This window comes from Actinomadura hibisca NBRC 15177 (genome assembly GCF_001552635.1).
Taxonomy (GTDB): domain Bacteria; phylum Actinomycetota; class Actinomycetes; order Streptosporangiales; family Streptosporangiaceae; genus Spirillospora; species Spirillospora hibisca.
In genome coordinates this window covers 16,118-29,006 of record NZ_BCRO01000086.1, presented here as the reverse complement: position 1 = coordinate 29,006, position 12,889 = coordinate 16,118, and the positions used below count along the sequence as shown (strand labels likewise).

General features: G+C 72.3%; 10 protein-coding genes. 6 read left to right on the top strand and 4 right to left on the bottom strand.

Annotated elements, in window-relative coordinates; translation table 11 throughout:
* The first annotated feature begins 118 nt into the window (after positions 1–118).
* Positions 119–1,648, top strand: coding sequence for an ATP-dependent DNA ligase (locus tag AH6_RS33210; RefSeq protein ID WP_067488177.1), 1,530 nt, complete (start codon positions 119–121; stop codon positions 1,646–1,648).
* 3 nt (positions 1,649–1,651) lie between these two features.
* Here AH6_RS33210 and AH6_RS33205 read toward each other — a convergent pair whose 3' ends face one another.
* A complete protein-coding gene (locus tag AH6_RS33205; protein WP_067488123.1) occupies positions 1,652–2,515 on the bottom strand; it encodes a hypothetical protein in 864 nt (287 codons plus the stop codon).
* Between the two features lie 81 nt (positions 2,516–2,596).
* Between AH6_RS33205 and cds1 the strand changes: the two genes are divergently transcribed.
* A complete protein-coding gene (gene cds1 / locus AH6_RS33200) occupies positions 2,597–3,694 on the top strand; it encodes an L-cysteine desulfhydrase Cds1 (RefSeq protein ID WP_157431880.1) in 1,098 nt (365 codons plus the stop codon).
* A 12-nt stretch (positions 3,695–3,706) separates the two neighbouring features.
* On the opposite strand, the gene AH6_RS33195 is transcribed toward cds1, so the two are convergent.
* Both AH6_RS33195 and AH6_RS33190 read right to left on the bottom strand, forming a co-directional pair.
* Entirely contained in the window at positions 3,707–5,023 is a 1,317-nt protein-coding gene (locus AH6_RS33195) for a M50 family metallopeptidase (protein WP_067488121.1), read from the bottom strand.
* 110 nt (positions 5,024–5,133) lie between these two features.
* A complete protein-coding gene (locus tag AH6_RS33190) occupies positions 5,134–5,865 on the bottom strand; it encodes a FadR/GntR family transcriptional regulator (RefSeq protein WP_067488119.1) in 732 nt (243 codons plus the stop codon).
* 160 nt (positions 5,866–6,025) lie between these two features.
* Here AH6_RS33190 and AH6_RS33185 point away from each other — a divergent pair, with 160 nt between their 5' ends.
* From AH6_RS33185 to AH6_RS33170, 4 genes are read left to right on the top strand one after another with little or no spacing between them, the layout of a single operon-like run.
* Positions 6,026–7,576: an amino acid permease gene (locus AH6_RS33185; protein ID WP_067488117.1), complete on the top strand. Its 1,551-nt coding sequence runs from the start codon at positions 6,026–6,028 to the stop codon at positions 7,574–7,576.
* A gap of 16 nt (positions 7,577–7,592) precedes the next feature.
* Positions 7,593–8,951 (top strand): glutamine synthetase family protein, encoded by a 1,359-nt coding sequence (locus AH6_RS33180; RefSeq protein WP_067488115.1) that lies wholly within the window; start codon positions 7,593–7,595, stop codon positions 8,949–8,951.
* Positions 8,951–10,324, top strand: coding sequence for an aldehyde dehydrogenase family protein (locus AH6_RS33175; RefSeq protein WP_067488113.1), 1,374 nt, complete (start codon positions 8,951–8,953; stop codon positions 10,322–10,324). The genes AH6_RS33180 and AH6_RS33175 overlap by 1 nt, the downstream gene beginning before the upstream one ends.
* Complete coding sequence (locus AH6_RS33170; protein WP_067488111.1) at positions 10,321–11,085, top strand: 3-oxoacyl-ACP reductase; 765 nt, start codon at positions 10,321–10,323, stop codon at positions 11,083–11,085. The genes AH6_RS33175 and AH6_RS33170 overlap by 4 nt, the downstream gene beginning before the upstream one ends.
* Here AH6_RS33170 and AH6_RS33165 read toward each other — a convergent pair.
* Positions 11,072–12,856: an ABC transporter ATP-binding protein gene (locus tag AH6_RS33165; RefSeq protein WP_067488109.1), complete on the bottom strand. Its 1,785-nt coding sequence runs from the start codon at positions 12,854–12,856 to the stop codon at positions 11,072–11,074. The genes AH6_RS33170 and AH6_RS33165 overlap by 14 nt on opposite strands.
* Between the last annotated feature and the right edge of the window lie 33 nt (positions 12,857–12,889).

Here is a 12,889-nt window from a genome sequence, read left to right as displayed (position 1 = left end):
TCCCCGGCTCCTCACTCCCCTGTGCGCCTATACCCCGTGAAAAGGTAATCAGCCCGGCGCGCTCTGGCCAGGGCCCCGGCGGCGGCAAATGTCAGACCCCGCCGTCACAATGGGAGACGTGCTGCTCACGGAGATCGCCCGAACCTCGCAGACGGTCGCCTCGACCTCGGCCCGCAAGGCCAAGACCGGGGCGCTGGCCGGGATCCTGCGCGACGCCGGGCCGGAAGCCGCCCCCGTCGTGGTCGCCTACCTGTCCGGCGAGCTGCCCCAGCGGCAGATCGGCGTCGGCTACGCGTCGCTGCGCGAGCGCCCGCCGCCCGCCGCCGAGCCCGCCCTGACGCTCGCCGAGGTCGACGCCGCCTTCACCGAGATCGGCGCGGTCGCCGGCAAGGGGTCGGTGGCGCGGCGGCGCGAGCTGCTCGCCGCGCTGCTGGGCCAGGCCACCGAGGTCGAGCAGGACTTCCTCGTCCGGTTGTTGTCGGGCGAGCTGCGGCAGGGCGCGCTCGACGGCGTGATGGCCGACGCGGTGGCCGCCGCCGCCGACGTCCCGGCCGCCGAGGTGCGGCGCGCGATCATGCTGCGCGGCGCGCCGGGGCCGGTCGCGACCGCCGCGCTGGCCGAGGGCGTCGCGGGGTTGCGGGCGTTCACGCTGGAGGTGGGGCGGCCGGTCCGGCCGATGCTGGCGGCGTCCGCGCCGGCGGTGGAGGACGCTTTCGCCAAGCTCGACGGGCCCGCCGCCGTCGAATGGAAGCTCGACGGCGTGCGCGCGCAGATCCACGTCAGCGGTGACGAGGTGCGCGTCTTCACCCGGACGCTCGACGACATCACCGCCCGGCTGCCCGAGATCGTCGCGGCGGTGCGCAGGTTGCCGGTGCGCGAGGCCGTGTTCGACGGCGAGCTGATCGCGCTGCGCCCGGACGGCCGCCCGTACCCGTTCCAGATCACCGCCGCGCGCACCGCCACCCGCGCCGCCAAGGAGGGCGCCGAGCCGGTGCCGCTGTCGCTGCTGCTGTTCGACGTGTTGCGGCTGGACGGCGCCGACCTGCTCGACCGGCCGGGCGCCGAGCGCTACGAGGCGCTGGCGGGGGCGGTGCCCGAGGAGCTGCGGATGCCGCGCATCGTCACCGCCGATCCGGCCGAGGCCAAGGAGTTCTTCGACGCCGCCGTCGCGTTCGGGCACGAGGGCGTGCTGGTCAAGTCGCTCGACACCCCCTACACGGCGGGCCGCCGGGGCGCGGGCTGGATCAAGGTGAAGCCGCGCCATACCCTCGACCTGGTCGTGCTCGCCGTCGAGCGCGGCAGCGGGCGGCGGCAGGGCCTGCTGTCCAACCTGCACCTCGGCGCGCGCGATCCCGAGACCGGCGGCTTCGTGATGCTCGGCAAGACCTTCAAGGGCATGACCGACGAGCTGCTCGCCTGGCAGACCGAGAAACTGGGCGCGCTCGCCGTGGACGACGACGGCTGGACGGTGCGCGTACGCCCCGAGCTGGTCGTGGAGATCGCCTTCGACGGCGTGCAGCGCAGCCCCCGCTACCCGGGCGGGCTGGCGCTGCGCTTCGCCCGCGTGCTGCGCTACCGGCCCGACAAGAAGGCGGAGGAGGCCGACACGATCGACACCGTGCGGGCCGTCGCACCCGTGCTGGACTGACGGCTAGTCGGGCTTGGCGCGGCGGTCCTTCCCGTCCGGCGGCGCGCCCCTGCGGCGGGCGCGCTCGCCGCTCCCCTTGCCCGGCAGCAGCTCGGCGGGGATCAGGTCGTGCCGCCCGGCGATGAACTCCTGGATCCAGATCTTCCCCCGGATCAGCGGGCGGCGCAGCCGCCGCTCGCGCCAGACCGCCCGCCGGTACTTGCGCGAGTGCGGGTGGTAGTACCAGCGCGACCAGGGCGAGCCGGGCCGCGCCAGCCGGAACGCGCCCAGGAACAGCAGCAGCGGCACGAACAGTCCCAGCAGCCCGGTCCAGATCTTGCCCTTGAGCAGGGTGACCACCGCCAGCGCCAGGTTGAGCACCAGCGACGCCACGTAGACGGCGATCAGGAACGCGCGGCCGAACTGCTGCTCGGTCGCCTGGTCCGCGCCGAACCCCTCGAAGCCGACCGGCCGCACGCCGAGCAGCAGCAGCCCGGTGACGGCGACCGCGACGAACACCGCGTCCACCGACGCGCGACCCTTCTCGGTCCAGTACACGTCGCTGAGGTGCAGGATCAGCGCGAACTCGTCCAGCACCAGCGCCGCCCCCGCGCCGAACACCGCCGCCGCCGCGACCACGGCCGCGCCGGAGGAGCCGGGGACCGCGAGCGAGGTCACCCCGCCCACCAGCATCAGCACCACGCCGAACACGACGTGGTGGATGTGCAGGTCCCCGGCCCTGACGTTCCTGAACCACCAGCGCACGTCGGCCCGGATCAGCCGCACGTTGATCCGGGTCAGCACGAAGGCGGCGATGAACGCCACGAGGAACACGAACAGCGGCAGCCGTCCGGCGGCCACGATCCGCTGCTCGAAGAAGTCGTGCATGTACCCCCCGTCCCGTCATCATGCCCGCTGGGCTGCGGGGATATCGTTCGGGGCAGACCGACGATCAAGGGAGATCGAGCCGTGAACCCTGTGGTGGACCGCTGCGACCCGGCCTGCCGGGCCTGGATCGCCGAAGCCGTGCGCATCGTGGAGGCCGACGCCAACCGCAGCGCCGACACGCACCTGCACGTGTTCCCGCTGCCGCCCGAGTGGGGCATCGACCTGTACCTGAAGGACGAGTCGGTGCACCCGACCGGCTCGCTGAAGCACCGGCTGGCGCGATCGCTCTTCCTGTACGGGCTGGCCAACGGCTGGATCCGCGAGGGCACCACGATCATCGAGGCGTCCAGCGGCTCGACGGCGGTCTCGGAGGCGTACTTCGCGCGCATGCTGGGGCTGCCGTTCGTGGCGGTCATGCCCGCCGCCACCAGCCGGGAGAAGATCGACCTGATCGAGTTCTACGGCGGGCGCTGCCACCTGGTGGACGACCCGACCACGATCTACGCCGAGTCGCGGCGGCTGGCCCGCGAGTGCGGCGGCCACTTCATGGACCAGTTCACCTACGCCGAGCGGGCCACCGACTGGCGCGGCAACAACAACATCGCCCAGTCGATCTTCGAGCAGCTGCGGCTGGAGCGCTTCCCCGAACCGGCCTGGATCGTGGTCGGCGCGGGCACCGGCGGCACCTCGGCGACCCTCGGCCGGTACGTGCGCTACCGGCGGCACCAGACGCGGCTGATGGTCGTGGACCCGGAGGGCTCGGCGTTCTTCGACGCCTTCCGCGACGGCGACCTGGAGCGCACCGCGACCGGATCGCGGATCGAGGGCATCGGCCGTCCCCGGGTGGAGCCGTCGTTCCTGCCCACCGTCATCGACCGCATGATCCGGGTGCCGGACGCGGCGTCGGTGGCGGCGATGCGCTGGACCACCGAGGTCAGCGGCCGCAGCGTCGGCGGCTCGACCGGCACCAACATGTGGGGCGTGGTGCACCTGATCGCCGAGATGCGGCGCACCGGGCAGCGCGGCAGCGTCGTGACGCTGCTGTGCGACGGCGGCGAGCGCTACGCCCGGACCTACGGGTCGGACGCGTGGCTGGCCGGGCAGGGCCTGGACATCGAGCCCTACCTGGACACCCTGCGCGACTTCCTCAAGACCGGTGACATGCCCACCCCGATGTGACGCGGCCGGAAGCTACCCGAACATCCGGATCGGGTTGACGAGGTCGGCGTAGATGAGCAGCGCGCCCATGACGATCAGCACGCTGGCCATCACGTAGGTCACCGGCAGCGCCTTGGCCACGTCGACCGGTCCGGGGTCGGGGCGGTGGAACAGCCGCGCGAAGCCCTTCTTGATCGCCTCCAGCAGCGCGCCGGCCATGTGCCCGCCGTCCAGCGGCAGCAGCGGGATCAGGTTGAACAGGCCGATCGCGAGGTTCAGCGAGCCCGCCAGGCTGAGCAGGACCGCCAGCTTCTCCTGGGTGCCGAGCTGGTCGGAGGCCGCCACCTCGCCGCCGATCCGGCCGACGCCGACGACGCCGATCGGCCCGTTGACGTCGCGCGCCTCGTCACCGAACGCCGCGTGCCACACGCCCACCATCTTCTGCGGCATCCGCAACACCGACTCGGCGGTGCGCACGGTCAGGTCGCCCATGTAGGCGGCCACCCCGCCCGGCCCCTGCCGCTCGTAGACGACGCGCTCCACCGGGCTGATGCCGAGGAACCCGACCGTGACGATCTTGTCGCCGTCCTTCAGGTCCGCCATCTTGTTCGCCGTGATCGGCACCTGGAGGGTCTGCTGCGCGCCCTTGCGGTCGATGACCACCGTCGCGGTCCTGCCCGCCGACCCGCGGATCAGGTTCTGCACCTGCTCGTAAGAGGTGATCTTGGTGCCGTTGAACGACACGAACTTGTCCCCCGGCAACATCCCGGCCTTGAGCGCGGGCGTGGCCGGAGCGCCCGCCGGGCACTCGGCGGCCGACTGGCTGGAGGGCACCACGCACTTGGTCACCACGCCGACCGTCGGCTCCAGGTGCCGCACCGGCTGGCCGATGGCCATCAGCACGATGCCGAAGAAGAACACCGCGAGCACCAGGTTCATCGCGGGCCCGGCGAACATGATGATCAGCTTCTGCCACCACTTCTTGGCGTAGAAGACGCGGTCCTCGTCGCCCGGCCGCACCTCCTCCAGGGCCGCGCCCCGAGCGGTCTCGATCAGCCCCTGCCAGGGCCCGGTGCTGATCTGGCGCACCTGGCCGGGCGCGTCCTGCTTGCGCGGCGGCAACATCCCGATCATGCGGATGTAGCCGCCCAGCGGGATCCACTTGATGCCGTACTCGGTCTCACCCTTGTGCCGCGACCACAACGTCGGCCCGAACCCGACCATGAACTGCGTGGTCCGCACCCCGAAGAGCTTGGCGAACGAGAGGTGCCCCAGTTCGTGCAGGCCGATGGACGCCAGCAGGCCCACAAAAATGATCAGAACCCCGGCGAGCCAGATGAGCCAGTCCACAGTGCGCGTCCTCCGCGATCTCCGTTAGCGAACTCAGGTTACGTCATCACTCCTGGCCGCGAGCGCGTACAAATCCACCGCGGAATAGGGCTTTCGCCCTTACTTTCCGCTTATCCCAGGAAGCCGCGGAGGAGGGCGGCCGTGCCCTCCAGGTGCTCGGTGACCGCGCGGCGGGCGGCCTCCGGGTCGCGGGCGAGGATCGCCTCGACGATCGCGGCGTGCTGGACGGCGGCATGGTCGATGTTACGGCCGAGCACCGGGATCGCGTTCAGCAGGTCGGTCACCCGCATCCGCGCGTCGGTGCACGCGGCGGCCAGCAGCGCCGAGCCGGTCAGTTCGGCGATCGCCAGGTGGAACAGGGTGTCCTGGCGGCGGTAGTCGTCGGGGCCCGCGGCGTTCAGTTCGGCCAGGCGGGCGCGCAGTTGCTCGTCGCGGCCGTCGGTCAGGTCCATGGCGGCCAGGGCCTGGGCCGCGCCGGTCTCCACCGCCAGGCGGTAGGTGAGGGTGTCGTTCAGGTCGTCGCCCATCGCGGCCAGGGCGCGGCGCAGGTCGGCCTGGCGGGGGCGGGGACGCGTGTAGGTGACGAACGTGCCGCCCGCCCGGCCGCGGCGCGACTCCACGTAGCCCTCCTGGGCGAGGGCGCGGATCGCCTCGCGGAGGGTGACGCGGCTGACGCCGAGGAGCGGGGCCAGCTCGCGTTCGGGGGGCAGGCGGTCGCCGTGCGCCACGACGCCCAGCTTGATCGCCTGGAGCAGGCGCTCGACGGTCTCCTCGAAGGCGTTCCCGGCGCGGACGGGGCGGAACACCGCGGGCGCGGCGGATTCGTCGGTCGTGCGGGACATGGCCGCCCTTCGCGTCGGCGGGGGTCCTCGGCCCCACGTTACATGTCTGTTTCGGGTCCGCCGCCCTCTTGACGGCGAGGGTCCGGCAAACGTTAATGGTCTGACATTAGCCCGTTTACGCGCTTTTGACGGTCTCCGTCCCGGACGCGAGGAGACGCTCGTGGGCATCGACGAGCACCAGGTTTCCGATCCCTCCCCCGACCATCTGTCCGACGACGAGAAGCGGCTGCACGAGCTCGGCTACGCCCAGGAGCTCAGCCGCTCGATGTCCGGTTTCTCCAACTTCGCGGTCTCGTTCACCATCATCTCGGTGCTCAGCGGCTGCCTGACCTCCTACACCATCGGGCTGGCCGGCGGCGGCCCGGTCGTCATCACCTGGGGCTGGTTGTTCGTCGGCGCGATGACGCTGCTGGTCGCGCTCGCCATGGCCGAGGTCTGCTCCAGCTACCCCACCGCGGGCGGCCTCTACTACTGGGCCGCCAAGCTCGCGCGACGCAACGGCGCGGCGTGGGCGTGGTTCACCGGGTGGTTCAACTTCATCGGGCAGGTCGCGGTGACCGCCGCGATCGTCTACGGGTCGGCGGCCTTCCTCAACCCGCTGCTGGACCTCCAGTTCGGGTTCGACGTCTCGCTCGGCCACACGTTCGTGCTGTTCGCGGTGATCCTGGCCGCGCACGCGCTGCTCAACCAGTTCGGCGTGAAGCTCGTGTCGCTGCTGGGCAGCGTCAGCGTGTGGTGGCACGTCGTCGGCGTCGCGGTCGTCGTCGGGGTGCTGGTGTTCAAGCCGTCGCACCACCAGTCGGCGGGCTTCGTGTTCACCGAGTTCGTCAACGAGACGGGCTGGCAGTACGGCTGGTACGCCGCGCTGATCGGCCTGCTGCTGTCGCAGTACACGATGACCGGCTACGACGCCTCGGCGCACATGACCGAGGAGACCCGCGACGCGGCGCGCTCGGGCCCCAGGGGCATCGTCAACTCGGTGCTGGTGTCGGTGGTGGCGGGCTGGATCCTGCTGCTGGGCGTCACCTTCGCGATCCAGGACTACGGCGCGGCGGTCAAGGACGGCCCGGCCGGGATCTTCATCGCCGCGACCGGCGAGACGACCGGCAAGCTGCTGATCCTCGTCTCGTTCGTGGCGCAGTTCTTCTGCGGCATGGCCTCGGTGACCGCCAACTCCCGGATGATCTACGCGTTCTCGCGGGACGGCGCGCTGCCGTTCTCCCGGTTCTGGCACGCGATCAACAAGCGCACCCGCACCCCCACCAACGCGATCTGGCTGGCCGCCGGGGGCGCGTTCGTGCTGGCGCTGCCCGCGATCTGGAACAAGACCGCCTACCTGGCGGTGACCTCGGTCGCGGTGGTCGGCCTCTACATCGCCTACGTGATCCCGACGTTCCTGCGGCTGCGCCAGGGCGCGGACTTCCGGCCGGGGCCGTGGAACCTCGGCCGCTGGAGCCGCCCGGTCGGGATCGTCGCGGTGGTCTGGGTGCTGGTCATCTCGGTGCTGTTCATGTTGCCGCCCGCCAACCCGATCACCCGCGACACCTTCAACTACTCCCCCGTGGCCGTGCTCGTGGTGCTCGGCGGCGCGGGCCTGTGGTGGGTGCTGTCGGCCCGCAAGTGGTTCACCGGGCCCAAGGTGCAGGGCAGCGCGGAGGAGCTGGCCGCGATCGAGAACGAGCTCAAGGCCGTCGACAAGGCCCTCGGCTGACAGGAAGGCGGCACCCATGCCCGAAGCACCGCTCACGCTGGAACAACTGTGGGTCGAGGCCGAGGCGGGCCAGATCGACACCGTCGTCATCGCGTTCGCCGACATGCAGGGCCGGATGCAGGGCAAGCGCCTGTCGGCCCGCTACTTCCTGGAGGAGGTGGCCGGGCACGGCTCGGAGGGCTGCAACTACCTGCTCGCGGTGGACGTGGACATGAACACCGTGGACGGGTACGCCATGTCCTCCTGGGACACCGGCTACGGCGACTTCGTCATGCGGCCCGACCTCGGCACGCTGCGCCGTGTCCCGTGGTTGCCCGGCACCGCGCTGGTCCACGCCGACCTGGGCTGGGCGGACGGCTCGGACGTCGCGGCCTCGCCCCGGCAGATCCTGCGCCGCCAGCTCGCCCGGCTCGCCGAGCACGACTGGGACGCGTTCGTCGGGACGGAGCTGGAGTTCGTCGTCTACCAGGACTCCTACGAGGACGCCTGGCGCCGCGCCTACCGTGATCTCACCCCCGCCAACCAGTACAACGTGGACTATTCGCTGCTGGGCGGGGCCCGCGTCGAACCGCTGCTGCGCAAGATCCGCAACGGGATGGCCGGGGCCGGGATGTACGTGGAGTCGGCCAAGGGCGAGTGCAACCTCGGCCAGCACGAGATCGCGTTCCGCTTCGCCAGGGCCCTCGCGACCTGCGACAACCACCTGCTCTACAAGACCGGCGCCAAGGAGATCGCCGCGCAGGAGGGCATGTCGATCACGTTCATGGCCAAGCCGAACGAGCGCGAGGGCAACTCCTGCCACGTCCACCTCTCGTTGCGCGACCGGCAGGGCCGCCCGGTGCTGGCCGGGGACGGCCCGCACGGGCTGTCGAAGCTCGGCGAGCACTTCATCGCCGGGCAGCAGGCGTGCCTGCGCGACTTCACGCTGCTGCTCGCGCCCAACATCAACTCCTACAAACGGTTCCAGCCCGGCTCGTTCGCGCCGACGGCCGTCAAGTGGGGCGTGGACAACCGCACCTGCGCGTTGCGGCTGGTCGGGCACGGCCCGTCGTTGCGCGTCGAGAACCGGGTGCCGGGCGGGGACGTGAACCCCTACCTGGCGGTCGCGGCGCTGGTCGCGTCGGGCCTGCACGGCATCGAGCGGGAACTGCCGCTGGAGGACCCGTTCGCGGGCAACGCCTACGCCACCGACGCCGACACGGTCGCGACGACGCTGCGCGAGGCCGCCGTCGACTGGAGCGCCAGCGAGCTGGCCGAGCGGGCGTTCGGCCAGGACGTGGTGGAGCACTACGCCAACAACGCCCGGGTCGAGCTGGCCGCGTTCGACCGCGCGGTCACCGACTGGGAGATGTTCCGAGGCTTCGAGAGGTTGTGATGACCGACTACCAGGTGATCGACCCCGCCACCGAGCAGGTGGTGGAGACGGTCGCGCTGGCCTCCCCCGAGGAGGCCGACGCGGCGGTGGAACGTGCCAGCCGGGCGTTCCGGTCCTGGCGCGACGTCGCGCCCGGCGACCGCGCGCGCCTGCTGCGCTCGTTCGCCGAGACGATCGACGCGCACCGCGACGAGCTGGCCGCGCTGGAGGTCCGCAACGCCGGTCACCCGATCGGCCAGGCGTACTGGGAGGCCGACAACCTGCGCGACGTGCTGCACTACTACGCGGGCGCGCCGGAGCGGCCGTCCGGGCGGCAGATCCCGGTGGCGGGCGGGCTGGACGTGACGTTCGCCGAGCCGCTGGGCGTGGTCGCGGTGATCGTCCCGTGGAACTTCCCGATGCCGATCCTGGGCTGGGGCCTGGCCCCGGCGCTGGCGGCGGGCAACACCGTGATCGTCAAGCCCGCCGAGCTGACACCGCTGACCGCGTTGCGGATCGGCGAGCTGGCCCTGGCGGCGGGGCTGCCCGAGGGCGTGGTGCAGGTGCTGCCGGGCGCGGGCCCGGTGGCCGGGCGGCGGCTGGTGGACCACCCGGACGTCGCCAAGATCGTCTTCACCGGCTCCACCCGGGTCGGCAAGGAGATCATGGCGGCGTGCGCGCCCGGCGTGAAGCGGCTGACGCTGGAGCTGGGCGGCAAGAGCGCCAACATCGTCTTCGCCGACGCCGATCTGGAGAGGGCCGCCGCCACCGCCCCCGGCGCGGTGTTCGACAACGCCGGGCAGGACTGCTGCGCGCGCTCGCGCATCCTGGTGCAGCGCAGCGTCTACGACCGGTTCATGGAGCTGCTGGAACCGGCCGTCCGCGCCGTCGCGGTCGGCGACCCGCGCGACGCCAAGACGCAGATGGGCCCGCTGATCAGCGCCGCGCACCGGGAGAAGGTCGCCGGGTACGTGCCCGACGGCGCGCCGGTGGCGTTCCGGGGCACCGCGCCCGAGGGCCCGGGGTTCTGGTTCCCGCCGACCGTGCTGGCCACCCCCGACTTCGCGACGCTGCCCGCCTGGCACGAGGAGGTGTTCGGGCCGGTGGTGACGGTCGCGCCGTTCGAGGACGAAGCTGAGGCGATCCGGCTGGCCAACGACACCCCCTACGGCCTGTCCGGTTCCATCTGGACCCGCGACCTCGGCCGTGGCATCCGCATGGCGCGCGCGGTGGAGGCCGGGAACCTGTCGGTCAACTCGCACGCGTCGGTGCGGTACTGGACGCCGTTCGGCGGCCTCAAGCAGTCCGGGCTGGGCCGCGAGCTGGGGCCGGACGCGCTGGCCGCGTTCACCGACGTCAAGAACGTCTTCATCGCCACCGAGGAGGAGAAGTGAAGCGCCTGGAAGGCCGCGTGGCCGTCGTGACCGGCGGCGCGAGCGGGATCGGGCTGGCCACCGTGCGGCGGTTCGCGCAGGAGGGGGCCACGGTCGTGGTCGCCGACCTGGACGAGTCGGGCGGCAAGGCGGCGGCCGGCGAGGTCGGCGGGCTGTTCGTCCGGGTGGACGTCACCGCCGAGGAGGAGGTCAAGGCGCTGTACGCGACGGCGCACGACGCCTACGGGCGCGTCGACGTCGCGTTCAACAACGCCGGGATCTCCCCGCCCGACGACGACTCCATCCTGGAAACCGGGCTGGACGCCTGGAAGCGCGTCCAGGACGTCAACCTGACCAGCGTCTACCTGTGCTGCAAGTACGTGCTGCCCTACATGCGGGCGCAGGGCAAGGGGTCGATCATCAACACCGCGTCGTTCGTGGCGGTGATGGGCGCGGCGACCTCGCAGATCTCCTACACCGCGTCCAAGGGCGGCGTGCTGGCGATGTCGCGCGAGCTGGGCGTGCAGTTCGCGCGCGAGGGCATCCGGGTGAACGCGCTGTGCCCGGGGCCGGTCTCGACGCCGCTGCTCCAGGAGCTGTTCGCCAAGGACGCCGAGCGGGCCGCGCGGCGGCTGGTGCACATCCCGGTCGGGCGCTTCGCCGAGGCGTCCGAGATCGCCGCCGCCGTGGCGTTCCTGGCCTCCGACGACGCCAGCTTCGTGACGGCGTCGGAGTTCCTGGTGGACGGCGGGATCTCGGGGGCCTACGTCACGCCGGTGTAGCCGCCGCGTCGAGCCGGTCGGGGCGCGCGGCGATGCGCAGCGCCTCGACCAGCTCGGCGTAGAGCCGGTCGGACGCCAGCAGCTCCTCGTGGCCGCCCTGCGCGCGGATCCGGCCGTCCTCCATCACCACGATCAGGTCGGCGTCGATCACCGTGGACAGCCGGTGCGCGATCGTGACGACGGCCCCGGCGGCGGCGCGCTCGCGGATGCAGCGCTGCACCGCGTCCTCGGTGAGGCCGTCGAGCTGGGCGGTGGCCTCGTCCAGCAGCAGCACCTCCGGCTCGCGCAGCAGGGCGCGGGCCAGCGCGATCCGCTGCCGCTCGCCGCCCGACACCGAGGTGGAGGTGAGCGGGGTGTCCAGCCCCTCGTCCAGCGCCTCGATCTTGCCCGCGAGGCGGACGTCGGCCAGCACGCGCGCCACCTGCTCGTCGGTGGCGTCGGGCCGGGCGTAGCGGATGTTCGCGCCGACGGTGCCCGGCACGATCGGGGTGTCCTGCTCGACGTAGGCGAGGCGGGCGCGGATCTGGGCGTGCGTGCGGTCGCGGTAGGGCACGCCGTCGAGCCGCAGCTCGCCCTCCTGCGGCTCCAGGAAGCGCAGGATCAGCGACATCAGCGTGGTCTTGCCCGCGCCGGACGGCCCGACGATCGCGATGTGGCCCCGGCGCGGCACCGTCAGGTCGATGTCGCGGACGGCGGGCGCGGCGTCGGGGCCGTACCCGGCGGTGACGCCGCGCAGCTCCAGCACCGGGCCCGCCGCGTCGCCCGTCGCGCCGGTCCCGGGCACCGCCACCGGCTCGGTCTCCAGGTCGTCCACCTCGCGGATGCGCTCGGCGGCGGCGATGCCGGACTGGAGCGTGGTCAGGCTCTGGCTGAGCTGCATGATCGGCTCCATCAGGCCGAACGCGTACAGCAGGAACGCGATCAGCGCCGACACCTCCATGCGCCCCGCGCCGACCCGCCAGGCCCCCAGCCCCAGGATCACGATGATCGCGACCTGGAGGCCCGACCACGCGACGGTCCAGGCCAGCGCCTCGCGCCGCACCGAGCGCACGCCGTGCTCGGCGGCGGCGCGCGCGTCGGCGAGGATCGCCTCGGCCTGCCGGTCCTCGGCCCCGCTGACCTTGACGGTGCGGATCGCCCGCAGCGCCCCCTCCAGCACGCCGCCGAGCCGCCCGACGTGGTCCTGCGCGCGGACCTGCGCCGCCGCCAGCGCGGGCATCAGCGCGACGAACAGCACCACGACCACCGCCGTGGCCAGCACCGTCGCGCCGAGCAGCACCAGGTCCAGCACGCCCATCAGCGCCAGCGTGCCGACCAGCATGACCAGGCCGTTGACCAGCCCGACCAGGCTCCCGGCGGCGGCCTCGCGCAGCAGCAGCGTGTCGGAGGTGACGCGGGTGACCAGCTCGCCGGTGGAGCGGCGGGTCAGCGCCGGGACGGTCGAGCGCAACATGCGCCGCACCAGCGACTCGCGGGCCTCCAGCACCACGCGCTCGCCGATCGCGCCCAGCAGCACCCACTGCCGCAGCGAGACCACCGCGCCGACCAGGAACAGCACGACCATCGCGACGATCGGGGCGGCCAGCGAGCCCCGGTCGGCCAGGGTGTCCAGCACCCACTTGGTGACCATCGGGGTGGCCAGGCCCAGCGCGGAGCCGAGCAGGGCGAGCACGAGCCCGGCGGCGAGCATCCCCCGGTGCGGCCGGGCGAACGTCCAGAGCAACCGGAGGCGGGGAAGGGAGAGGGGAGCCTTGGGAGGCGGAGCATCCATGCTCTCTAGTGGAACAGAACTGTTCCATAAATG